Source organism: Siccibacter colletis (assembly GCF_025914095.1).
Lineage (GTDB): Bacteria > Pseudomonadota > Gammaproteobacteria > Enterobacterales > Enterobacteriaceae > Siccibacter > Siccibacter colletis.
Genome location: NZ_CP074352.1, coordinates 1193263 through 1214809, shown reverse-complemented (window position 1 = coordinate 1214809; position 21547 = coordinate 1193263). Strand labels below are relative to the sequence as shown.

General features: G+C 57.3%; 23 protein-coding genes and 5 tRNA genes. 9 read left to right on the top strand and 19 right to left on the bottom strand.

Going from position 1 to position 21547, the window contains the following annotated elements; genetic code table 11:
• Positions 1-121: 121 nt before the first annotated feature.
• Positions 122-271 carry an AcrZ family multidrug efflux pump-associated protein gene (locus KFZ77_RS05860; protein WP_031524995.1) on the bottom strand — a complete coding sequence of 50 codons (150 nt, stop codon included), beginning with the start codon at positions 269-271 and terminating at the stop codon, positions 122-124.
• A 132-nt stretch (positions 272-403) separates the two neighbouring features.
• Between KFZ77_RS05860 and modE the strand changes: the two genes are divergently transcribed.
• The 7 genes from modE to gpmA all read left to right on the top strand — a co-directional run bounded on the left by modE (position 404) and on the right by gpmA (position 8321).
• Positions 404-1195, top strand: a complete 792-nt coding sequence (gene modE, locus KFZ77_RS05855) for a molybdenum-dependent transcriptional regulator (RefSeq protein WP_264385698.1) — start codon at positions 404-406, stop codon at positions 1193-1195.
• Between the two features lie 76 nt (positions 1196-1271).
• Positions 1272-2795 (top strand): molybdate ABC transporter ATP-binding protein ModF, encoded by a 1524-nt coding sequence (gene modF, locus KFZ77_RS05850; RefSeq protein ID WP_264385697.1) that lies wholly within the window; start codon positions 1272-1274, stop codon positions 2793-2795.
• A gap of 232 nt (positions 2796-3027) precedes the next feature.
• On the top strand, positions 3028-4044 hold the full coding sequence (gene galE, locus KFZ77_RS05845; protein WP_031524989.1) for a UDP-glucose 4-epimerase GalE: 1017 nt from the start codon (positions 3028-3030) through the stop codon (positions 4042-4044).
• Between the two features lie 9 nt (positions 4045-4053).
• The gene (gene galT, locus KFZ77_RS05840) at positions 4054-5112 is read left to right on the top strand and encodes a galactose-1-phosphate uridylyltransferase (protein WP_264385696.1); all 1059 of its coding nucleotides are present in this window, start codon (positions 4054-4056) and stop codon (positions 5110-5112) included.
• Positions 5113-5114: 2 nt separating this feature from the next.
• Positions 5115-6263, top strand: coding sequence for a galactokinase (gene galK / locus KFZ77_RS05835; RefSeq protein ID WP_264385695.1), 1149 nt, complete (start codon positions 5115-5117; stop codon positions 6261-6263).
• On the top strand, positions 6257-7297 hold the full coding sequence (gene galM, locus KFZ77_RS05830) for a galactose-1-epimerase (protein WP_264385694.1): 1041 nt from the start codon (positions 6257-6259) through the stop codon (positions 7295-7297). The genes galK and galM overlap by 7 nt, the downstream gene beginning before the upstream one ends.
• A 271-nt stretch (positions 7298-7568) precedes the next feature.
• On the top strand, positions 7569-8321 hold the full coding sequence (gene gpmA / locus KFZ77_RS05825; RefSeq protein WP_031524982.1) for a 2,3-diphosphoglycerate-dependent phosphoglycerate mutase: 753 nt from the start codon (positions 7569-7571) through the stop codon (positions 8319-8321).
• Between the two features lie 60 nt (positions 8322-8381).
• On the opposite strand, the gene aroG is transcribed toward gpmA, so the two are convergent.
• Positions 8382-9434, bottom strand: coding sequence for a 3-deoxy-7-phosphoheptulonate synthase AroG (gene aroG, locus KFZ77_RS05820; RefSeq protein WP_264385693.1), 1053 nt, complete (start codon positions 9432-9434; stop codon positions 8382-8384).
• Between the two features lie 320 nt (positions 9435-9754).
• Here aroG and KFZ77_RS05815 point away from each other — a divergent pair, with 320 nt between their 5' ends.
• Both KFZ77_RS05815 and zitB read left to right on the top strand, forming a co-directional pair.
• Positions 9755-10168 (top strand): YbgS-like family protein, encoded by a 414-nt coding sequence (locus tag KFZ77_RS05815; RefSeq protein WP_264385692.1) that lies wholly within the window; start codon positions 9755-9757, stop codon positions 10166-10168.
• A 118-nt stretch (positions 10169-10286) separates the two neighbouring features.
• Positions 10287-11240, top strand: coding sequence for a CDF family zinc transporter ZitB (gene zitB / locus KFZ77_RS05810; protein WP_264385691.1), 954 nt, complete (start codon positions 10287-10289; stop codon positions 11238-11240).
• Here the strand turns inward: zitB and pnuC are convergent.
• The 17 genes from pnuC to cydB form a co-directional block, all read right to left on the bottom strand.
• A complete protein-coding gene (gene pnuC / locus KFZ77_RS05805; RefSeq protein WP_264385690.1) occupies positions 11234-11956 on the bottom strand; it encodes a nicotinamide riboside transporter PnuC in 723 nt (240 codons plus the stop codon). The two genes, zitB and pnuC, sit on opposite strands and share 7 nt — an antisense overlap.
• 24 nt (positions 11957-11980) lie before the next feature.
• A complete protein-coding gene (nadA, locus tag KFZ77_RS05800) occupies positions 11981-13042 on the bottom strand; it encodes a quinolinate synthase NadA (RefSeq protein WP_264385689.1) in 1062 nt (353 codons plus the stop codon).
• A 518-nt stretch (positions 13043-13560) separates the two neighbouring features.
• Positions 13561-13636: transfer RNA gene (locus KFZ77_RS05795), tRNA-Lys, on the bottom strand.
• 35 nt (positions 13637-13671) lie between these two features.
• Positions 13672-13747, bottom strand: a tRNA-Lys gene (locus KFZ77_RS05790).
• 51 nt (positions 13748-13798) lie between these two features.
• Positions 13799-13874 (bottom strand) — tRNA-Lys (locus KFZ77_RS05785).
• Between the two features lie 3 nt (positions 13875-13877).
• A tRNA-Val gene (locus KFZ77_RS05780) sits at positions 13878-13953 on the bottom strand.
• Positions 13954-13979: 26 nt separating this feature from the next.
• Positions 13980-14055, bottom strand: a tRNA-Lys gene (locus tag KFZ77_RS05775).
• A gap of 163 nt (positions 14056-14218) precedes the next feature.
• The gene (gene cpoB / locus KFZ77_RS05770) at positions 14219-15019 is read right to left on the bottom strand and encodes a cell division protein CpoB (protein ID WP_264385688.1); all 801 of its coding nucleotides are present in this window, start codon (positions 15017-15019) and stop codon (positions 14219-14221) included.
• 9 nt (positions 15020-15028) lie between these two features.
• Positions 15029-15550 carry a peptidoglycan-associated lipoprotein Pal gene (gene pal, locus KFZ77_RS05765; RefSeq protein ID WP_031524970.1) on the bottom strand — a complete coding sequence of 174 codons (522 nt, stop codon included), beginning with the start codon at positions 15548-15550 and terminating at the stop codon, positions 15029-15031.
• A gap of 35 nt (positions 15551-15585) precedes the next feature.
• Positions 15586-16878 carry a Tol-Pal system beta propeller repeat protein TolB gene (tolB, locus tag KFZ77_RS05760; RefSeq protein ID WP_031524969.1) on the bottom strand — a complete coding sequence of 431 codons (1293 nt, stop codon included), beginning with the start codon at positions 16876-16878 and terminating at the stop codon, positions 15586-15588.
• A gap of 131 nt (positions 16879-17009) precedes the next feature.
• Positions 17010-18224, bottom strand: coding sequence for a cell envelope integrity protein TolA (gene tolA / locus KFZ77_RS05755; RefSeq protein ID WP_031524967.1), 1215 nt, complete (start codon positions 18222-18224; stop codon positions 17010-17012).
• 36 nt (positions 18225-18260) lie between these two features.
• Positions 18261-18689: a colicin uptake protein TolR gene (gene tolR, locus KFZ77_RS05750; RefSeq protein WP_031524966.1), complete on the bottom strand. Its 429-nt coding sequence runs from the start codon at positions 18687-18689 to the stop codon at positions 18261-18263.
• Between the two features lie 3 nt (positions 18690-18692).
• The gene (tolQ, locus tag KFZ77_RS05745; RefSeq protein WP_264385687.1) at positions 18693-19385 is read right to left on the bottom strand and encodes a Tol-Pal system protein TolQ; all 693 of its coding nucleotides are present in this window, start codon (positions 19383-19385) and stop codon (positions 18693-18695) included.
• Positions 19382-19786: a tol-pal system-associated acyl-CoA thioesterase gene (gene ybgC / locus KFZ77_RS05740; protein WP_264385686.1), complete on the bottom strand. Its 405-nt coding sequence runs from the start codon at positions 19784-19786 to the stop codon at positions 19382-19384. Before ybgC ends, tolQ begins: the two co-directional genes overlap by 4 nt.
• A gap of 194 nt (positions 19787-19980) precedes the next feature.
• On the bottom strand, positions 19981-20274 hold the full coding sequence (gene ybgE / locus KFZ77_RS05735) for a cyd operon protein YbgE (RefSeq protein WP_031524963.1): 294 nt from the start codon (positions 20272-20274) through the stop codon (positions 19981-19983).
• Positions 20274-20387, bottom strand: coding sequence for a cytochrome bd-I oxidase subunit CydX (gene cydX, locus KFZ77_RS05730; RefSeq protein ID WP_064544874.1), 114 nt, complete (start codon positions 20385-20387; stop codon positions 20274-20276). The genes ybgE and cydX overlap by 1 nt, the downstream gene beginning before the upstream one ends.
• 14 nt (positions 20388-20401) lie before the next feature.
• On the bottom strand, positions 20402-21541 hold the full coding sequence (gene cydB / locus KFZ77_RS05725) for a cytochrome d ubiquinol oxidase subunit II (protein ID WP_264385685.1): 1140 nt from the start codon (positions 21539-21541) through the stop codon (positions 20402-20404).
• Positions 21542-21547 lie beyond the last annotated feature (6 nt).

Here is a 21547-nt window from a genome sequence, read left to right as displayed (position 1 = left end):
TCGCTTCGTTATATACGCGATAATATAGCGGCTATTCTGCCTGTTTCACAGATTTATCGGCAAAAAACGCGGGAGCTTGAGAGCAAAACGCCCGGTCAGACCGGGCGTTTTGAGAGGGAATTCAGCGGGTTTCTCTGGGCTTGTCTTTGTGACCAACGCCTGAGAACAGGTTAAAGATTTCACCCAGACCGTAGATGGCGCCAAGAATGATGGCCATCACTACCGGCACCATGAGCACGGCAAATACGAGACTTTTCAATAATTCCAGCATGGTCGCCTCCAGTAAAAAAGAACGTCTATTCTAGCGTCGCCGCTAAAAAACGCACTCCCCTTTTGTGCGGTGCCCGTTTGCACACCCGCGCCGCTATGGGTCACAATGCGTTTTTTGATCAGAGACCTTGCGATGCAGGCTGACATTCTCCTCACCCTCAGACTCCAGGAGCGGCTGTTTGCCGATCCGCGTCGAATTACGCTCCTTAAACAGATAGCGCAAACCGGCTCAATCAGCCAGGGGGCGAAGCTTGCGGGCATCAGCTATAAGAGCGCGTGGGATGCCATCCATGAGATGAACCAGCTCAGTGCGCAGATCCTGGTGGAGCGCGCAACCGGTGGCAAAGGCGGCGGTGGTGCACGGCTGACGCGCTACGGGGAACGGCTGATCCAGCTCTACGATCTGATGACACAGATCCAACAGAAAGCCTTTGATGCCCTGAGCGACGATACCCTGCCGCTCGACAGCCTGCTGGCGGCCATTTCGCGCTTCTCCCTGCAGACCAGCGCCCGCAATCAGTGGTTTGGCACAGTGGTTGCCAGCGACCATGATGCGCTCCAGCCGCAGGTCAGCGTGCTGCTGGCGGACGAGGCCACGCGTATTCACGCGGCGGTCACCGGGCAGAGCGCCGGGCGGCTCGGGCTGGAGCCGGGTAAAGAGGTACTGGTGCTGATCAAAGCCCCGTGGGTGTCGCTGACCCGGCAGCCAGAACAGGCAGCGCAGGCGGATAACCAGCTGCGTGGCGTCGTAACGCAGATCGACAGCGCTGGCGCGGTACATGAAGTCCTGGTGCGGCTTCCTGATGGGCAAACCCTGTGTGCCACGCTTACCGATGCGCAGTTCGCTGCCGCAGCACCAGAAGAAGGTGCTGAGATCACCGCATTTTTTAACGCCGATCGCGTTATCCTCGCCACACTCTGCTAAAACCCGGCTGCGCATTGACAAGCGCGGCCCGGCACCGTATCCCTGTCATCTTCTGCTGCAAAAAACGGGATACATCATGACTACATTGCAGATTTCGCAAGGCACGTTCCGCCTGAGCGATACCAAAGCCCTGCACATTGAGGCGCTGACCCTCACCGCCGGGGAGAGCTGGGCGTTTGTTGGCGCGAACGGCAGCGGGAAATCCGCCCTCGCCCGGGCGCTTGCCGGTGAGTTACCGCTGCTTAAAGGTGAACGCCAGTGCGGCTTTACCCGTATCGCCCGCCTCTCCTTCGAGCAGCTTCAGCAGCTGGTGAGCGACGAGTGGCAGCGCAATAACACCGATCTGCTTGGCCCCGATGAAGACGATACCGGTCGCACCGCGCGGGAGATTATTCAGCAGAACGTGCAGGATGACGCGCGGTTACAGGATCTGGCCGCGCGCTTCGGCATTGCTCACCTGCTTGAGCGCCGCTTCAAGTATCTCTCCACCGGTGAGACGCGCAAAACGCTGCTCTGCCAGGCGCTGATGGATGCCCCGGATCTGCTGGTATTTGATGAACCCTTCGATGGCCTGGATGTGGCATCCCGCCGCCAGCTGGCGGATCTGCTGGCAACGCTTCACGCGCAGGGTTATACCCTGGTGCTGGTGCTTAACCGCTTCGACGATATCCCTGACTTTATCGACTTTGCCGGGGTGCTGGCCGATTGCACGCTGGTGGAGGCAGGTGAAAAGCCAGCGCTGCTGGAGAAGGCACTGGTTGCCCAACTGGCACACAGCGAAACTCTGGCAGGCATGGCGCTGCCGGAAGCGGATGAGCCACCGGCCCGTCTTGCTCTGCCCGAGGGTACCGCACCGGTAGTGCTGCGCAACGGCGTGGTTTCTTACAACGACCAGCCGGTGCTGCACAACCTTAGCTGGACGGTAAAGCCCGGTGAACACTGGCAGATTATCGGCCCGAACGGCGCGGGGAAGTCCACGCTGCTGAGCCTGATTACCGGCGATCATCCTCAGGGCTACAGCAACGATCTCACGCTGTTCGGCGTGCGGCGCGGCAGCGGTGAAACCATCTGGGACATCAAAAAGCATATCGGCTACGTCAGCAGCAGTCTGCACCTTGACTATCGCGTCAGCACCAGCGCGCGCAACGTGATTTTATCCGGCTACTTTGATTCCATTGGCATTTATCAGGCAGTCTCCGATCGTCAGCACCAGCTGGCGCAGGCGTGGCTGGATATTCTCGGCTTCAGCCAGGCGCTCGCCGATGCGCCGTTCCACAGCCTCTCCTGGGGGCAGCAACGGCTGGCGCTGATTGTGCGGGCGCTGGTCAAGCATCCGACGCTGCTGATCCTCGATGAACCGCTGCAGGGGCTGGACCCGCTCAACCGCCAGCTGGTGCGGCGCTTTATTGATGTCGTCATCGGCGAGGGGCATACCCAGCTGCTGTTTGTTTCGCATCATGCGGAAGATGCGCCGGAATGCATTACCCATCGGCTGACGTTTGTGACCGAGGGAGATCGCTATCGCTACGATATTGTTTCCCTGCATCCGGCGAGCGCTCAGCAGACAGAAAACGCAGGCCGGGAGCCATGCCAGGGGTAACAGATAACCCTGCTCAATGTAACGGAAGCTACGGCTTCCGTTTTTTCTGGCGCTGACTTTCAGATAACCTGCAACGCGCAGGGCCACACTCTTGTTTTACAATAGGATATTGACCCGCAACCCAACGGCGTGAAACCAGTGTAAACGATTCCACTATTTTATCCCATGTCACACTTTTTCCTTCTCTGTTATGCTATGTTTATCACATACCATAAGCGTAATGGAGCGAAAAATGAGAGTTCTCGTAACGGGTGGTAGCGGTTACATAGGAAGCCATACCTGCGTGCAGCTGCTGCAAAATGGTCACGAGGTGATCATCCTCGATAATCTCTGCAACAGTAAACGCAGCGTCCTGCCGGTTATTGAACGCCTGTCCGGCAAACATCCTCTCTTTATTGATGGCGATATCCGCGACGAAGCCCTGCTGACGGAAATTTTCCACGATCATGCCGTGGACGCGGTAATTCATTTCGCCGGTCTGAAAGCCGTGGGTGAGTCTGTGGCGAAGCCGCTGGAGTACTACGATAACAACGTCAACGGTACGCTGCGCCTCATTTCCGCCATGCGCGCTGCCAACGTCACCAACTTCATTTTCAGCTCCTCGGCTACCGTTTATGGCGATCAGCCAAAAATCCCTTACGTTGAAAGCTTCCCTACCGGTACGCCGCAGAGCCCCTACGGCAAGAGCAAACTGATGGTGGAACAGATCCTCACCGATCTGCAGAAAGCGAATCCGGAGTGGAGCATCGCCCTGCTGCGCTACTTCAACCCGGTCGGCGCGCATCCGTCAGGCGACATGGGTGAAGATCCCCAGGGCATTCCGAACAACCTGATGCCGTATATCGCCCAGGTGGCCGTTGGCCGCCGCGATTCGCTGGCCATTTTTGGCAACGACTACCCGACCGAAGACGGTACCGGCGTGCGCGACTATATCCACGTAATGGATCTCGCGGACGGCCACGTTGCCGCTATGCAGGTGCTGGCGGACAAACCGGGTGTGCATATCTACAACCTCGGTGCCGGCGTTGGCAGCAGCGTGCTTGACGTGGTTAACGCGTTCAGCAAAGCCAGCGGCAAACCGGTCAACTATCACTTTGCGCCGCGCCGCGACGGCGATCTGCCCGCCTACTGGGCCGATGCCAGCAAGGCGGACAAAGAGCTCAACTGGCGCGTCACGCGCTCACTCGATGAAATGGCTGAGGACACCTGGCGCTGGCAGTCCCGCCACCCACAAGGCTACGAAGATTAAGGATGTGTGATGGAGCAATTTAACCCGGTCGATCACCCGCATCGCCGCTATAACCCGCTGAAGGGAGAATGGATTCTGGTGTCCCCGCACCGCGCGAAACGCCCGTGGCAGGGCGCGCAGGAGACGCCAGCGAAACAGACGCTGCCGCAGCACGACCCGGACTGCTTCCTGTGTCCGGGTAACACCCGCGTCACCGGCGATCAAAACCCGCAATACACCGGCACCTACGTGTTCACCAACGACTTCGCGGCGCTGATGACCGACACGCCGGACGCGCCGGCGCAGGACGATCCGCTGGACGATCCGCTGATGGGTCTGGAAAGCGCGCGCGGGACCAGCCGGGTTATTTGCTTCTCGCCGGACCACAGCAAAACGCTGCCAGAACTTACCCTTCCGGCACTGGAAGAGGTGGTCAGAACCTGGCAGGAACAGACCGCCGAGCTGGGTAAAAGCTGGCCGTGGGTACAGGTGTTTGAGAACAAAGGCGCGGCGATGGGCTGCTCTAACCCGCATCCGCACGGGCAGATCTGGGCCAACAGCTTCCTGCCGAACGAAGCGGCGCGGGAAGATGCCCTGCAGCGCGACTATTTCGACCAGCACGGTAGCGCGATGCTGGTGGACTACGCGGCGCGCGAGCTGAAAGATGGCAGCCGCACCGTGGTGGAAACCGAGCACTGGCTGGCTGTCGTGCCGTGGTGGGCTGCGTGGCCGTTTGAAACGCTGCTGCTGCCGAAAGCGCACGTGCTGCGAATGACCGATCTGACCGATGCCCAGCGCAGCGATCTGGCACTGGCGCTGAAGAAACTGACCAGCCGGTACGACAACCTGTTCCAGACCTCTTTCCCCTACTCCATGGGCTGGCACGGCGCACCGTTTAACGGCGAAGAGAACCCGCACTGGCAGCTGCATGCCCATTTCTACCCGCCGCTGCTGCGCTCCGCGACGGTACGCAAGTTTATGGTTGGCTATGAAATGCTGGCGGAAACCCAGCGCGACCTGACCGCCGAGCAGGCCGCCGAGCGCCTGCGCGCTGTCAGCGATGTCCATTTTCGCGAATCAGGAGAATAACAATGAGTCTGAAAGAGAACACACAAGCACTGTTTGCTGAAAAATTCGGCTACCCTGCCACCCACACCATTCAGGCGCCTGGCCGCGTAAACCTCATCGGGGAACACACCGACTACAATGACGGTTTCGTACTGCCGTGCGCCATCGACTACCAGACGGTGATCAGCTGCGCGAAGCGCGATGACCGCACCGTGCGCGTGATCGCGGCCGACTATGATAACCAGCAGGACGAATTCTCACTGGATGCGCCCATTCTGGCCCATGACGCGCAGCAGTGGTCCAACTACGTGCGCGGCGTGGTCAAACACCTGCAGCAGCGCGACGGCAGCTTCGGTGGCGCGGATCTGGTGATCAGCGGCAACGTGCCGCAGGGCGCGGGCCTTAGCTCCTCGGCTTCACTGGAAGTGGCGGTGGGCACCGTGTTCCAGCAGCTTTACCATCTGCAACTCGACGGGGCGCAGATTGCGCTCAACGGCCAGGAAGCGGAAAACCAGTTCGTCGGCTGCAACTGCGGCATCATGGACCAGCTGATTTCCGCGCTGGGCAAAGAGGGGCACGCGTTGCTGCTGGACTGCCGCAGCCTTGGCACCAAAGCGGTACCGATGCCGCAGGGCGCAGCAGTCGTCATCATCAACAGCAACTTTAAACGCACGCTGGTGGGCAGCGAGTACAACACCCGCCGCGAACAGTGTGAAACCGGTGCGCGCTTCTTTACCCAGAAAGCGCTGCGCGACGTCAGCCTCGACCAGTTCAATGCGGTAGCGCACGAGCTGGATCCGGTAGTGGCAAAGCGCGTGCGTCACGTGCTGACTGAAAATGCCCGCACGCTGGAAGCCGCAGACGCGCTGGCGCAGGGCGATCTGAAACGCATGGGGCAGCTGATGGCAGAGTCCCACGCCTCAATGCGTGACGACTTTGAAATCACCGTGCCGCAGATCGACACCCTGGTGGAGATCGTCAAAGCGGTTATTGGTGATGAAGGCGGCGTGCGCATGACCGGCGGCGGTTTCGGCGGCTGTGTGGTGGCCCTGGTGCCGGAAAGCCGCGTCGCGGACGTGAAGCAGGCCGTGGAAGCACAGTACGAAGCGAAAACGGGTATCAAGGAGACGTTCTACGTCTGCAAACCTTCACAAGGAGCTGGTCAGTGCTAAAAGAGACGCCAACCCTGGCACCGGATGGATTGCCGTACCGCCTCTCGACGTTGCGTAACGCCAACGGGATGGTGGTCGCGCTGATGGACTGGGGCGCGACACTGCTCTCCATCCGCGTACCGATGAATGATGGAACCGTGCGCGAAACGCTGCTGGGCTGCCCCAGCCCGGAAGTGTATCAGCAGCAGACCGCGTTTTTAGGCGCGTCGATTGGCCGCTACGCCAACCGCATCGCCCGCAGCACGTTTACTCTCGACGGCAAACAGTTCTCGCTGCTGCCAAGCCAGGGTGAAAACCAACTGCACGGCGGCCCGGAGGGCTTCGACAAACGCCGCTGGCGCATTGTGCGTCAGAATGAGCGCGAAGTGCTCTATACCCTCGATTCGCCGGACGGCGATCAGGGGTATCCGGGCGAGCTGCGTGCTACCGCGCATTATCAGCTCAATGATGACAACGGTCTGGTGATCGAGTACCGCGCGCAGGTCGATAAGCCCTGCCCGGTGAACCTCACTAACCATGCCTATTTTAACCTCGACGGCACCCAGCATGACGTGCGCAACCACAAGCTGCAGCTGTTCGCCAGCCGCTGGCTGCCGGTGACGGCGCAAGGCATCCCGGAAGGCGATCTGGCTGATGTTGCAGGTACCAGCTTCGACTTCCGCACGCCAAAAACCATTGCCCGGGACTTCCTGAGCGATGAGGCACAGCAGAACGTGCGCGGCTACGATCACGCTTTCCTGCTGGATGCGCAGGGTGACGTTACGCAACCCGCAGCACAGGTCTGGTCGGCAGATGAGAAACTGCAGATGAGCGTGTTTACCACCTCCCCGGCCCTGCAGTTCTATACCGGGAACTTCCTTGAAGGCACTCCGGCGCGTGAACAGGGTGAGTATCAGGCGTGGCAAGGCCTGGCGCTGGAGAGCGAGTTTCTACCGGACAGCCCGAACCATCCCGAATGGCCCCAGCCGGACTGCATTCTGCGCCCCGGCGAAGACTATCGCAGCGTAACCGAATATCGCTTCACGCCGCGGTAAGTACAAAGCCCTCTTACGAGGGCTTTTTTTGCCCCGGTTGCTGAATATAGCGTCAGTCATCAGCAAAATAGCAACAGTGGATTCACAACCGGCTTACACTGCACGGTTATTTTCGCTATGGTTAAGGTTTAGCGTTGCTGCTGGCGTCACCGCGGCAATATAATGAGAATTGTTATCACTCTATCAATCTCAGGCACTTACTCATTCAAGTTGCGTTGCGGCGCTAACGCGAGGCAGCTTCGATGATGACGTGTATATAAGGAGTAATAAAATGGCTGTTACTAAGCTGGTTCTGGTTCGTCATGGCGAAAGCCAGTGGAACAACGAAAACCGCTTCACCGGTTGGTACGATGTTGACCTGTCCGAGAAAGGCGTAAGCGAAGCAAAAGCAGCAGGTAAACTGCTGAAGGCTGAAGGCTTTGCTTTCGATTATGCTTACACCTCCGTGCTGAAACGTGCCATTCACACCCTGTGGAACGTGCTGGACGAGCTTGACCAGGCCTGGCTGCCGGTTGAGAAATCCTGGAAACTGAACGAGCGTCACTACGGTGCGCTGCAGGGCCTCAACAAAGCTGAAACCGCTGAGAAATACGGTGACGATCAGGTTAAGCAGTGGCGTCGTGGCTTTGCCATCACCCCGCCGGCCCTGACCAAAGATGACGAGCGTTTCCCGGGCCACGATCCGCGTTACGCGAAACTGACCGAGCAGGAGCTGCCGCTGACTGAGAGCCTGGCCCTGACCATCGATCGCGTTATCCCGTTCTGGAACGAGTCCATTCTGCCGCGCCTGAAAAGCGGTGAGCGCGTGATCATCGCTGCGCACGGTAACTCCCTGCGCGCGCTGGTGAAATACCTGGATCAGATGAGCGAAGATGAAATTCTTGAGCTGAACATCCCGACCGGCGTACCGCTGGTGTATGAGTTCGACGAGAACTTCAAACCGATCAAACACTACTACCTGGGCAATGCGGACGAAATCGCGGCGAAAGCGGCGGCAGTAGCCAACCAGGGTAAAGCGAAGTAATTCGCCAGATGTGAAAAAGGCGTGGTGAAAACCACGCCTTTTTTGTTTCTGTAGCCGCGATTATCCGCGACGCGCTTTCACTGCTGCGGCAAGCTGATGCAGAATCGCGTCGGTATCTTCCCAGCCGATGCAGCCGTCGGTGACGCTCTTGCCATACACCAGCGGTTCGCCGCTCTCCAGGCTCTGGTTGCCTTCCACCAGGTGACTTTCGATCATCACGCCAACAATCGCTTTCTCGCCGTGCGCCAGCTGGTTGCAGACGTCCACGCCCACCTCCATCTGCTTTTTGAACTGCTTGCTGGAGTTGGCGTGGCTGAAGTCGATCATTACCTGCGGTGCCAGGCCCGCTTTCTCCAGGCCGGATTTTACCTCTGCCACGTGCGCTGCGCTGTAGTTCGGTTCTTTACCGCCGCGCAGAATAATGTGGCAGTCGCCGTTACCGCTGGTGTTGACGATAGCCGAGTGGCCCCACTTGGTGACCGACAGGAAGCAGTGCGGCGCGCTGGCAGCATTAATGGCGTCAATCGCCACCTTGATGGTGCCGTCGGTGCCGTTCTTGAAGCCCACCGGGCAGGAGAGTCCTGAAGCCAGCTCGCGGTGGACCTGAGATTCGGTGGTGCGTGCGCCGATGGCGCCCCAGCTCATCAGGTCCGCCATATACTGCGGAGTGATCATATCGAGGAATTCGCCCGCTGCCGGCAGGCCGCTGTCGTTGATGTCCAGCAGCAGTTCGCGCGCGATGCGCAGGCCGTCGTTAATCTGGAAGCTGTTATCCATATGCGGATCGTTAATCAGCCCTTTCCAGCCCACGGTAGTGCGTGGTTTTTCAAAATAGACGCGCATCACGATCTCCAGCTCGCCTTTCAGGGCTTCACGCAGTCCCAGCAGGCGACCAGCATACTCTTTCGCCGCTTTGGGATCGTGAATCGAGCACGGGCCAATCACCACCAGCAGGCGATCGTCGTGCCCGTTGAGGATCTGATGGATCGCCTGACGGGCCTGAGACACGGTGCGGGCAGCATTTTCGGTTGCGGGGAACTTTTCAAGCAGCGCGACAGGTGGGAGTAACTCGTTTATTTCGGTGATGCGAAGGTCGTCATTCTGATAATTCATCGGGCGTTTCCAGTGGATTCTACAAATTTTCCTTGATGCAATCCCCCCAATCTATATTGTCCGAAAAGAAGTGTAAACCGGCTTTTACACTACGGACAGAAAATTCCTGGAAAGTACTAAAAGTGGTCACTAACGTAGCGAAAAATGAGATCGACACTACACTTTTTAACTGTTAGCTCTCTTTTAATGCCTTTTAACAAGAGCGCCTGCTGTTATTAAACGCAGCAAACAAATTTTTCACCCGAAACTGGTTTTTAACCAGAATATTGCACTGCACTGTTGGAAGAAGTTATCCAGCACATAACGACCAGAACAGGAGCATGAGAATGAATAAATTAGCGACGTTAATCCTGACGACCACACTCACACTGGCAAGCGGTGCAGCTCTGGCTGCAGCGGGCGGCGCTGCAAGCGGCGGTAACCAGGGCCAGGCAAATGCGGCGGCTGATGCAGGCCAGGTTGCACCGGATGCGAAAGAAAACATCGCGCCAAACAATGTTAACAATAACGACATCAATACCAGCGGAACCAATACGGCTCCGGGCGTAACCGGCAACGGTAATATGAGCGCTGATGAAGTGCACAAAAACAGCATGTGTAAAGATGGTCGCTGCCCGGACGTGAACAAAAAAGTTCAGACCGGCGACGGTATGAATAACGATGCCGGCACCAAAGTTGATGGCACCACCAACAACAATGAAGTGAATACCAAGGTAGACGGTACCACTCAGTAATCGTCATTCCTGACACTTTCCAAAAAGGAGAGCTTACGCTCTCCTTTCTTTTTGCTATGTTTATCCCACGTTTTCTCGCGCATTGCGCACCACGCTAAGCCGCACACCGGGATGGATTATGCCGCACGACCACTCACACGCTCACCTGCCGCAGGACGCTAACGCCCGTCGCCTGCTTATCGCATTTTCTGTTACCGCCATTTTTATGCTGCTTGAGGTCATCGGCGGGATCATTTCCGGCTCGCTGGCGCTGCTCGCGGATGCCGGTCATATGCTTACCGATGCCGCCGCGCTACTGGTTGCGCTGCTCGCGGTGCAGTTCGCCCGTCGCCCGCCCGACGCGCACCGGACTTTTGGCTGGTTGCGCCTCACTACCCTCGCCGCCTTCGTGAACGCGCTGGCGCTGGTGGTGATTACGCTGTTTATCTTCTGGGAAGCGATAATGCGCTTCCGTCACCCTGAACCGGTAGCGGGTGGGTTAATGCTTACTATCGCATTTGCCGGGCTGGTGGCTAACCTGCTGTCATTCTGGGTGTTACATCGTGGCAGTGAAGAGAAGAACTTAAACGTGCGTGCTGCGGCACTGCACGTGATGGGAGATCTGCTGGGTTCGGTCGGCGCGATTATTGCCGCACTGGTGATCCTCTGGACCGGCTGGACGCCAGTTGACCCGATTCTTTCGGTACTGGTATCAGCGCTGGTATTGCGCAGCGCCTGGCGGCTGCTGAAAGAGAGTGTCAACGAACTGCTGGAAGGCGCGCCGCGTAGCGTGGATATCGCCGCGCTGAAGCGCAAGCTGTCCCGGGCGGTGCCGGAAGTGCGTGATATTCACCATGTGCATATCTGGCTGGTGGGGGAAAAACCGCTCATGACGCTTCATGTACGGGTGGTGCCGCCCCACGACCATGATGCGCTGCTGGGGCGTATCCATCATTTCCTCGCGCATGAATACCAGATTGCTCATGCGACGGTGCAGATGGAGTACCAGCCCTGCAGCGGGCTGGATTGCGATTTAAGCCAGACGCAGCCGGGTCACCACCACCATGACCACGGCCATAACCATTCTCACTGAGCCGTCAGCGGTCGCGAGCCGCGTTCCCGGGCGCTGTTGATCCACATTCTGCTGCCGTTCAGGGCGATAAAGGTCAGAATGAGATACTCCAGCGCCATTGCATACACGCCCTGCAGCGTAAAGATGGCGACGCTGATAAGGTTTATCACCACCCACAGCAGCCAGTTTTCCACGTACTTGCGCGTCATCAGGATCATCGCCACGATAGAGAGCACCATCATGCAGGAATCCCAGAACGGGAACGCATCCGGCTGAAGCTGTGGCATGGCCACGCTAATCCCTACGGCCTGCATCAGGCTTACAGCGGTGCGGGTGAGGAAGCCGAATACCGGATCGATAAACACCGTCATCAGGCCAATCGCCACCACGCAGGCGGCGATCCACGCCAGCGCTTTTTGCATCGGTAACCAGCGGATTTGCAGTACCGCCTCATCCTGGCCGGTGGTGCGCGTCCAGGCGTACCACCCGTAAACGTTAGCGGCAAAGAAGAAGATCTGCAGCAGCAGGCTGGCGTACAGCTGGATCTGGAAGAAGATGATAGCGAACAGCGTCACGTTCACCAGACCGAAGGCGTAGTTGATGGTTTTTTCGAGGCTGGCGAGCCAGATGCACAGCAGCCCGGCAACGGTCCCTACCGCTTCAATCCAAGATAAATCGTACCCGCCTGCGCCAAGCGGGATATGCACCAGAATGTTCTGCGTACTAAAAAAATCCATGAGTTCCCCGAAGCGTAATTATCTCTACGCGTTGCCTTTGGTCGAAAGTCGAAGTGTAGCCGCAAAATCCAGCATGCGGTTAAGCGGCTTCAGCGCCCCTTCACGCAGTGCGGCGTCAACCTGTATCTCATGCGCCGCGCCGCCCTGCTCCAGCGCCTCAGCAATCGCTTTAAGGCCGTTCATAGCCATCCAGGGACAATGGGCGCAGCTGCGACAGGTGGCACCTTCGCCCGCGGTGGGTGCCTCAAGCAGCGTCTTCTCCGGGCACGCCTGCTGCATCTTATAAAAAATGCCGCGATCGGTAGCCACGATAAGCTGCTGGTGCGGAAGTTTTTTTGCGGCGGCAATCAGCTGGCTGGTAGAGCCTACCGCATCTGCCATATCGACGATCGCCTGCGGAGACTCAGGGTGCACCAGCACGGCAGCCTCGGGATACAATCCCTTCATACGCGCCAGCGCCTGAGTTTTGAACTCGTCATGCACGATGCAGGCGCCCTGCCAGCACAGGATGTCAGCGCCGGTCTGCTTCTGCACGTAGCTCCCGAGATGGCGATCCGGTGCCCAGATAATTTTCTCCCCGAGGCTGTCGAGATGTTCAATCAGCTCAACGGCAATGCTGGAGGTGACAACCCAGTCTGCGCGCGCCTTCACGGCGGCAGACGTATTGGCATAGACCACCACGGTACGGTCGGGATGCGCATCGCAAAAGGCGGTGAATTCATCAATCGGACAGCCGAGATCGAGCGAGCATTCGGCATCAAGGGTTGGCATCAGGATGGTTTTTTCCGGGCTGAGGATCTTTGCCGTCTCACCCATAAAGCGCACGCCAGCGACCAGCAGCGTCGAGGCCGCGTGGTTGGCCCCGAAGCGCGCCATCTCCAGCGAGTCGGAGATACAGCCGCCGGTCTCCTCCGCCAGCGCCTGGATCTCAGGGTCGGTGTAATAGTGCGCCACCATGACGGCATTACGCGCTTTCAGCAGGCGTTTGATCTTCTCGCGATAAAACTGCTTTTCATCCGCGCTTAGCGGCACCGGCTTGGGTGGAAACGGGTAAATCGCCGTTTCCGGGTCAAACATGACGCTCATCTTGCTTTCTCGTTTTGTTGACTTAACCGAAAACCCGTAGTGTACGCGAATCAGCGCCTGTGAACGGGCGGTTTTGTTTTGTATGCTAAACAAGATAACTGATGGCGGGATGATTGTCGTGGGGAAAATAGACGGGTTGAGAAGGTTTGATGAATCGCAGATAGCAAAAAGGCGCCCTCAGGGCGCCTTTTTACACTGGTGGGTCGTGCAGGATGACAAGGCTTCGCCTCGCCCTTCGGGCCGTCGCCGTAAACGGCGCCGTTGTCTCGCCTGAATGGCTCGACCCGAACCTGCTGCAGGTTCGAATCGTTAAATATGCAGACAGCAAAAAGGCGCCTTTAGGGCGCCTTTTTACACTGGTGGGTCGTGCAGGATGACGTGGCTTCGCCTCGCCCTTCGGGCCGTCGCCGCAAACGGCTCCGTTGTCTCGCCAGAATGGCTCGACACGAACCTGCTGCAGGTTCGAATCGTTAAATACGCAGACAGCAAAAAGGCGCCTTTAGGGCGCCTTTTTACACTGGTGGGTCGTGCAGGATTCGAACCTGCGACCAATTGATTAAAAGTCAACTGCTCTACCAACTGAGCTAACGACCCATACTGGGGTACTACTGAGGTGATGCGCTTCGAAGTGGTGGGTCGTGCAGGGCTCGAACCTGCGACCAATTGATTAAAAGTCAACTGCTCTACCAACTGAGCTAACGACCCATTCGGGTAATGACTTCGAAGTTAATGCTTTTCCGGACACCACTCAGAAAGTGGTGGGTCGTGCAGGATTCGAACCTGCGACCAATTGATTAAAAGTCAACTGCTCTACCAACTGAGCTAACGACCCGGATGGTGGGTGATGACGGGATCGAACCGCCGACCCCCTCCTTGTAAGGGAGGTGCTCTCCCAGCTGAGCTAATCACCCAATACTGCGCTGGATACTTCTGTTAGTGGTGGGTCGTGCAGGATTCGAACCTGCGACCAATTGATTAAAAGTCAACTGCTCTACCAACTGAGCTAACGACCCACTTTTCGTCACCTCAGGCTTGCTTCGCATCCCGTGGCAACGGCGGCATATATTACTGATTTAAGATTATGACGCAACAACTATTTCCGTCGAAACGGGTTAACTGCTTACGTTTCAGGCGGCACGACCAGAAAACCAACGGCATCTGGTCATGCACCAGGCATTACATCGCATTTAAGCGTTTTTGAGCCTGTTTGGCGCCTTCGGTGCCAGGGTACTTGCTGATCACCTGCTGGTAAACCGCTTTGGCTTTTGCCGCGTCACCTTTGTCCTGCATGATAACGCCGACCTTCAGCATAGCGTCCGGCGCTTTAGGCGATTTCGGGTAATTCTTCACCACCGAGGCAAAATAATACGCCGCATCGTCCTTTTTCCCCTTGTTGTAATTCAACTGCCCCAGCCAGTAGTTGGCGTTTGGTTGATAGGTTGAATCCGGGTACTTTTTCACAAAATTCTGGAACGCGGCGATAGCGTCATCCTGGCGGGACTTGTCCTGCACCAGGGCAAACGCAGCGTTATAGTCGGTATTGGCGTCACCGCTCTGTACCGGCGCACCGGTCGCAGGCGCGGCAGCCTGCTGACCGTCGGTGGCTGCGCCACCGGCGTTACTCTGAGCGTCAGCACCGGCAGCAGGTGCGGCATCGGCTGCTGCTCCGCTGTTCAGGCTGTCCATCTGCAACAAAATTTGCTTCTGGCGCTCTACCACCTGATTGAGCTGGTACTGACTCTCCTGAATCTGACCGCGCAGCGAATCAATGTCGGCCTGATTATCGGAAAGCTGTTGTTGAAGCTGCGTAAGCAGCTGGCTGTGCGCATTGGAAATACGCTCAAGTTGCGTGACACGGTCTTCAACCGAGCCTGAGCCTACATTACTGATTGGCGCCTGGGCAGTAGCGGCCCAGGGGGCCGCTACGCCAACCAGTAACGACAGACCCATTACGAGATGTCTGAAGTTACTGCTCATGCAATTCTCTTAGTAAACCAGTACGGCGCGACGGTTTTTAGCGTAAGCCGCTTCGTCGTGACCCAGTACTGCAGGTTTTTCTTTACCGTAAGAAACGATGGAGATCTGGTCAGCAGAAACGCCTTTACCCTGCAGGTACATTTTAACGGCGTTAGCACGACGCTCACCCAGGGAGATGTTGTACTCCGGGGTACCACGTTCGTCAGCGTGACCTTCTACGGTGACTTTGTAAGACGGGTTGCTACGCAGGAAGTTAGCGTGCGCGTCCAGCATGGCAGCGAATTCAGAGCTTACATCGTACTTGTCGAGACCGAAGTAAACGATGTTGTTCTGCTGCAGCTGCTGCATCTGCAGACGTGCCTGCTCTTCAGAAGACATGTTGCCGTTAGCGTTAGCATCCATACCAGTGCCGGCACCCAGCATGCCTTCGCCGCTCTGATCGTTGCTGGCGTTCTTGTTAGAAGAACACGCCGCGATTGCCATTACAGGCAGAGCCAACATCAGCCCTTTCAGCACTTTGTTCAGTTGCATTTCTTTGATCCTTTAAAATTATCAGTATTTTATTATTACAGATACGGCGACCAGGCCGGGGATTTAACCTGACCATCAGTTGCCGGAAGACGCGCTTTGAAACGCCCATCTGTAGAGACCAAATTCAGCACGGATCCCATCCCCTGAGAAGAGCTGTAGATAACCATAGTGCCGTTCGGTGCCAGACTTGGCGTTTCATCCAGGAACGTTGACGATAAAGTTTGTACGCCACCGCTCACCAGATCTTGTTTAGCGATGTGTTGTGCACCGCCGTTGGAGCTGACCATCACCAGGAATTTCCCGTCAGAGCTGACATCCGCATCCTGGTTCTGAGAGCCTTCCCAGGTCAGACGCTGCGGAGTACCGCCGTTGATGCTCACTTTATAAACCTGAGGACGACCCGCCTGGTCAGAGGTATAGGCCAGGGTCTGGCTGTCCGGGAACCAGGTCGGTTCAGTATTGTTGCTGCGACCGTCAGTGACCTGACGAATCTGACCAGAGCCGATATCCATCACGTAGAGGTTCAGGCTGCCGGTTTTAGAGAGTGCGAACGCCAGTTTGGTACCGTCTGGTGAGAAGGACGGCGCACCGTTGTGACGCGGGAAAGAAGCAACCTGGCGCACCGCACCGTTGGCCAGCGTCTGGATAACCAGCGCAGAACGACCGCTTTCGAAGGTCACGTAGGCAACTTTGCTGCCGTCCGGAGACCAGGCCGGTGACATCAGCGGCTGCGGCGAACGGTGAACCACGAACTGGTTGTAACCGTCGTAGTCAGAGACGCGCAGCTCATACGGGAACTGGCCGCCGTTAGTCTGTACCACGTAGGCAATACGGGTACGGAACGCGCCCTTAATGCCGGTCAGCTTCTCGAACACTTCATCGCTGGCAGTATGACCGGCATAGCGCAGCCACTGCTTGTTCACTTTGAAGTTGTTTTGCGCCAGCACGGTACCCGGCGCACCGCCGGTATCCACCAGCTGATAAGCCACGTTGTAGCTGCCATCCGGGTTAGGCGTGACCTGCCCTACGACGACTGCATCAATGCCCAGCGCAGACCAGGCCGCAGGCTGCACTTCCTGAGCGGTACCCGGCTGCTGCGGCAGGCGAGAACGATCGAGCGGGTTAAATTTACCGCTGTTGCGTAAGTCAGCGCCAACGATGCCGCCGATATCTTCCGGCGCGGCACCAGGACCCGCCCACTGGAACGGCACAACACCGATAGGGCGTGCAGAATCCACACCCTGGGTGATCTCAATGCGCACCTCTGCGTGCAGCACCGCTGCCCACAGCATCAGAAAACCAAATGCTACTCGTAATGCCTGCTTCATCATATCTCCCTTATCAAGGCGCACAGCCACGATAATTTAGCAGAATGTTAACAAACTCAAATTGACTACACTGTTACCGCGTCGGGGTTAACCGGAGAACTTTTCCCCCGGTTCATGGGGAAAAGTGTAACTCATGGTTTGAAGTCCAGCGGTGCATTTTTGAACACTTCATAGACAGCCTGGCTTGGTGGCTTCGGTATCCTCGCCTGACGTGCCGCAGAAATTGCGGCCTGGCAGAGCGCAGGGTCACCGCCCTCAGACTGGATATCGAGCAGTAAACCGTCCGGTGCCAGCTTCACGCGCAGCGTACAGGTTTTACCCGAGTACGACGCCGCATCGTAAAACTTGCTTTCGATGGCAGACTTAATCTGCCCGGCATAGTTACTGATATCCGCGCCCGACGCACCGCTGTTTTTAGTGTTACCCGTTCCGGCAGGTGAAGCATTATTTCCTTTCGCTCCACCGCCTGTTTTAGGTGCATTCTTACCGGAGCTGAGGTCGCCGAACAGATCGTCCACGCCCTCAGCCGCTTTGGCCGCAGCGGCCTTTTCAGCTGCCGCTTTCTCAGCGGCGGCTTTTTTCTTCGCATCCGCAGCGGCTTTCTTCTCGGCGGCGGCCTTCTCGGCTGCTGCTGCTTTCGCAGCGGCGGCTTTTTCCGCTGCCGCAGCTTTCTCGGCAGCGGCTTTTTCAGCGGCCGCCTGCTTAGCCGCTTCGGCAGCGGCTTTCTTCTCGGCGTCCTGTTTGGCTTTCTTCGCGGCGGCGTCAGCTGCGGCCTTTTCGGCTTCGGCCGCTTTCTTCGCCGCCTCGGCGGCTGCTTTTTTCTGAGCGTCCGCTTCGGCTTTCTTCGCGGCGTCTGCTGCCGCTTTTGCCTGTGCGTCGGCCTTCGCTTTAGCATCGGCTGCGGCTTTCGCTGCCGCCTCTTCCGCCTGCTTCTGCTGCTCCTGCGCGCGTTTGGTTGCCGCTTCAGCCTGTTTCTGCTGCTCGGCCTGCTGGCGCGCCTGCTCCTGCGCCTCAAGCCGCTGCTTCTCTATCTCTTTGATGCGCTGCTGCTCGGCGGCCTGCTTCTCACGAAGCTCTTCTGCCTGCTGCTGAGCCTGTTTTTCACGCTGCTCCGCCGCACGCTGCGCGCTGGCCTGCTGCTGCTGTTCACGATTATGCTGCTGAACCACGGCGCCTGGATCGACCATCACCGCATCTATAGCAGACCCGCCGCCACCGCCCGCGGATGCTTCAATATGCTCATCGAACGAGCTCCAGATCAGCAGTGCAAAAAGGATCACATGCAGAACACCGGAAATAATTATCGCGCGTTTAAGCTTGCTGTTTTCTTCGGTAGCCTTTGACACTCTCGGTTTCCGTCACTGTTCGTCTGGTAAGCGTGCTTAGATCGGCTGCGTCATCAGGCCGACGGATTTCACGCCAGCCTGGTGCAACAGGTTCAGCGCCTTGATGATTTCATCGTAAGGCACCTCTTTCGCTCCGCCGATCAGGAATACCGTTTTCGGGTTTTCCTGCAGGCGGCGCTGCGCTTCGGCAATCACCTGCTCTGAAGGCAGCTGATCGAGACGATCTTTCTCCACCACCACGCTGTACTGGCCCACGCCGGATACTTCAATAATGACCGGCGGGTTATCGTTCGCGCTTACGGTTTGCGAATCGGTCGCGTCCGGAAGATCGACTTCCACGCTCTGGGTAATGATGGGCGCTGTTGCCATAAAAATGAGCAGCAGCACCAGCAACACGTCCAGCAGTGGCACGATGTTGATTTCGGACTTCAGTTCACGGCGACCACGTCCACGTGTTCTGGCCATCTCTTACCCCTTGCTGCTTTCGCTGCTGCTGAACGCCTGACGATGCAGAATCGCGGTGAACTCTTCCATGAAGTTGTCGTAGTTCAGTTCCAGCTTGTTCACACGCTGATTGAGGCGGTTGTAGGCCATTACTGCCGGAATAGCAGCAAACAGGCCGATTGCCGTCGCGATAAGCGCTTCGGCGATACCCGGCGCAACCATCTGCAGCGTTGCCTGTTTTACCGCGCCCAGCGCGATAAAGGCATGCATGATCCCCCATACCGTACCAAACAGGCCGATATACGGGCTGATGGAACCCACGGTACCGAGGAAAGGAATATGCGTTTCCAGCGTTTCCAGTTCGCGGTTCATGGAGATACGCATCGCGCGCGACGCCCCTTCCACTACCGCTTCCGGCGCGTGATTGTTGGCGCGATGCAGACGCGCGAACTCTTTAAAGCCCGAGTAGAAGATCTGCTCGGAGCCGGAGAGGTTGTCACGACGTCCCTGGCTCTCCTGATACAGGCGAGACAGCTCAATGCCGGACCAGAACTTATCTTCGAAGGCCTCGGCTTCACGGCTCGCCGCGTTAAGAATGCGGGTACGCTGGATAATGATGGCCCAGGATGCGATTGAGAAACCAATTAAAATCAACATGATAAGTTTAACCAGAAGGCTTGCCTTCAGGAACAAATCAAGGATATTCATGTCAGTCACTGCTTGAACTCCGCGACAATAGACTTGGGAAGCGCACGAGGCTTCATGATGAGTGGATCAACGCAGACAATCAGCACTTCAGCCTGATTGAGGAGCGTACCGTCGGCGTTGAGGATCCGCTGCGTGAATACCATAGAGGTGCCACGCATTGATGTAATTTCGGTCTGGATGTCGAGCATGTCGTCAAGCCGGGCTGGCGCAAAATAATCAACCGTCATTCTGCGGACCACAAAGGCGACTCGCTCCGCCATCAGAGCCTGCTGGCTGAAATGGTGATGGCGCAGCATCTCTGTGCGTGCTCGTTCATAAAAGGCAACGTAACTGGCGTGGTAAACCACACCACCGGCATCGGTATCTTCGTAATAGACACGAACCGGCCATCGAAACAGCGTTGTGCTCACTCTACATCCCGGTAATGCAATTCAAAACTTCGCTACTATACGCAAGCTGTCAGGGGTTTGGAATGGGTTCAGGTAAACGGAGAGTAAATATTTCCAGGCTTGTGAAAGCAGGAGTTGCAGGCGGATTACCGACAGTATTTTGCGACCGGAATCGCAGATTCATACTGCCGGTATCAGCCTGTTGAGAAAGGGGGTTACAGGAAGAAAAAAACCAGCCCGGCAAGCAGCACCAGATCGGCGATAAGCGGGCAGAAAATCCCCTGCCACACGACCGCACGCGGACGAAAACCGACGCCGTGGATCACCCCGGCGCACACCGCCCACATCAGCAGGAAACCCTGCCAGATCTCAAGCCCGCTGGTTTTGGCGGCAAAACGTGACGGGTCCCAGAACATGCAGCCCGCCAGCACCAGCGCCATCACTAAGGAAAGAGCCCTTAACGGGCTCTTATCCATTACCGCATATAACGTTGCGATAAGCTTATTCATCAGTGTTCTTCTTTACCGGCTTTGGCGGCTTCAACGTGCTCAAGCGCCAGCGCGGTGATGATGCCAAACGCACACGCCAGCAGCGTTCCCAGAATCCATGCGAAGTACCACATATTCAGCTCCTGACTTAGTAAAGAGAGTGGGTGTTGCTTTCGATATGTTCTTTGGTGATGCGACCAAACATCTTCCAGTAACACCAGGCGGAGTACAGAAGAATGATCGGAACAAACACCGCGGCAACCCAGGTCATGAGGTTCAGCGTGCGCTGGGTGGAAGTCGCATCCCACATGGTCAGGCTGGCGTTCATCATGGTGCTGGACGGCATCACGAACGGGAACATCGCGATACCGGCAGTCAGGATAACGCAGGCCAGCGTCAGCGAGGAGAACAGGAACGCCCAGGCGCCCTTCTCAATGCGTGAACACAGCACGGTCAGCAGCGGCAGTGCAACACCCAGCGCCGGGATCGCCCACAGTACAGGCATGTTGTTGAAGTTAGTGAACCAGGCACCCGCCTGACGCGCCACCTCTTTATTCAGCGGATTAGACGCCGCATAACGGTTCAGTTCCGAGGTCACCACGTAGCCATCGATGCCGTACATCACCCAGACACCCGCCAGCGCAAAGCAGACCATCATCACCAGCGCGGCAATCTGCGCCACGGCGCGTGAGCGCAGGTGAACTTCACCGACGGTACGCATCTGCAGGTAGGTCGCACCCTGCGCCAGAATCATGGATACGCTCACCACACCCGCCAGCAGACCAAATGGATTGAGCAGCTGGAAGAAATTACCGGTGTAGAACAGACGCAGATCGGAATCGATGTGGAACGGTACACCCTGCAGCAGGTTACCGAACGCCACGCCAATCACCAGCGGCGGCACGAAGCTGCCGATGAAGATGCCCCAGTCCCACATATTGCGCCAGCGCATATCTTCAATCTTCGAGCGGTAGTCAAAACCGACCGGACGGAAGAACAGCGAGGCCAGCACCAGGATCATCGCCACGTAGAAACCCGAGAAGGCAGCGGCGTACACCATCGGCCAGGCAGCGAACAGCGCGCCGCCTGCGGTGATGAGCCATACCTGGTTTCCGTCCCAGTGCGGGGCAATGGAGTTAACCATAATGCGGCGTTCAACGTCGTTGCGGCCGATGATGCGCGACAGCATCCCCACGCCCATGTCGAAGCCGTCAGTGACCGCAAAACCAATCAGCAGAATGCCGACCAGCAGCCACCAGATAAAACGCAATACTTCATAATCAATCATTTGACG

Excerpts from the sequence above, each read along its gene's own strand:
- KFZ77_RS05860 (WP_031524995.1), bottom strand. The coding sequence starts at position 271 with ATGCTGGAATTATTGAAAAGTCTCGTATTTGCCGTGCTCATGGTGCCG.
- modE (WP_264385698.1), top strand. The coding sequence starts at position 404 with ATGCAGGCTGACATTCTCCTCACCCTCAGACTCCAGGAGCGGCTGTTT.
- modF (WP_264385697.1), top strand. The coding sequence starts at position 1,272 with ATGACTACATTGCAGATTTCGCAAGGCACGTTCCGCCTGAGCGATACC.
- galE (WP_031524989.1), top strand. The coding sequence starts at position 3,028 with ATGAGAGTTCTCGTAACGGGTGGTAGCGGTTACATAGGAAGCCATACC.
- galT (WP_264385696.1), top strand. The coding sequence starts at position 4,054 with ATGGAGCAATTTAACCCGGTCGATCACCCGCATCGCCGCTATAACCCG.
- galK (WP_264385695.1), top strand. The coding sequence starts at position 5,115 with ATGAGTCTGAAAGAGAACACACAAGCACTGTTTGCTGAAAAATTCGGC.
- gpmA (WP_031524982.1), top strand. The coding sequence starts at position 7,569 with ATGGCTGTTACTAAGCTGGTTCTGGTTCGTCATGGCGAAAGCCAGTGG.
- aroG (WP_264385693.1), bottom strand. The coding sequence starts at position 9,434 with ATGAATTATCAGAATGACGACCTTCGCATCACCGAAATAAACGAGTTA.
- KFZ77_RS05815 (WP_264385692.1), top strand. The coding sequence starts at position 9,755 with ATGAGAATGAATAAATTAGCGACGTTAATCCTGACGACCACACTCACA.
- zitB (WP_264385691.1), top strand. The coding sequence starts at position 10,287 with ATGCCGCACGACCACTCACACGCTCACCTGCCGCAGGACGCTAACGCC.
- pnuC (WP_264385690.1), bottom strand. The coding sequence starts at position 11,956 with ATGGATTTTTTTAGTACGCAGAACATTCTGGTGCATATCCCGCTTGGC.
- nadA (WP_264385689.1), bottom strand. The coding sequence starts at position 13,042 with ATGAGCGTCATGTTTGACCCGGAAACGGCGATTTACCCGTTTCCACCC.
- cpoB (WP_264385688.1), bottom strand. The coding sequence starts at position 15,019 with ATGAGCAGTAACTTCAGACATCTCGTAATGGGTCTGTCGTTACTGGTT.
- pal (WP_031524970.1), bottom strand. The coding sequence starts at position 15,550 with ATGCAACTGAACAAAGTGCTGAAAGGGCTGATGTTGGCTCTGCCTGTA.
- tolB (WP_031524969.1), bottom strand. The coding sequence starts at position 16,878 with ATGAAGCAGGCATTACGAGTAGCATTTGGTTTTCTGATGCTGTGGGCA.
- tolR (WP_031524966.1), bottom strand. The coding sequence starts at position 18,689 with ATGGCCAGAACACGTGGACGTGGTCGCCGTGAACTGAAGTCCGAAATC.
- ybgE (WP_031524963.1), bottom strand. The coding sequence starts at position 20,274 with ATGAATAAGCTTATCGCAACGTTATATGCGGTAATGGATAAGAGCCCG.
- cydX (WP_064544874.1), bottom strand. The coding sequence starts at position 20,387 with ATGTGGTACTTCGCATGGATTCTGGGAACGCTGCTGGCGTGTGCGTTT.
- cydB (WP_264385685.1), bottom strand. The coding sequence starts at position 21,541 with ATGATTGATTATGAAGTATTGCGTTTTATCTGGTGGCTGCTGGTCGGC.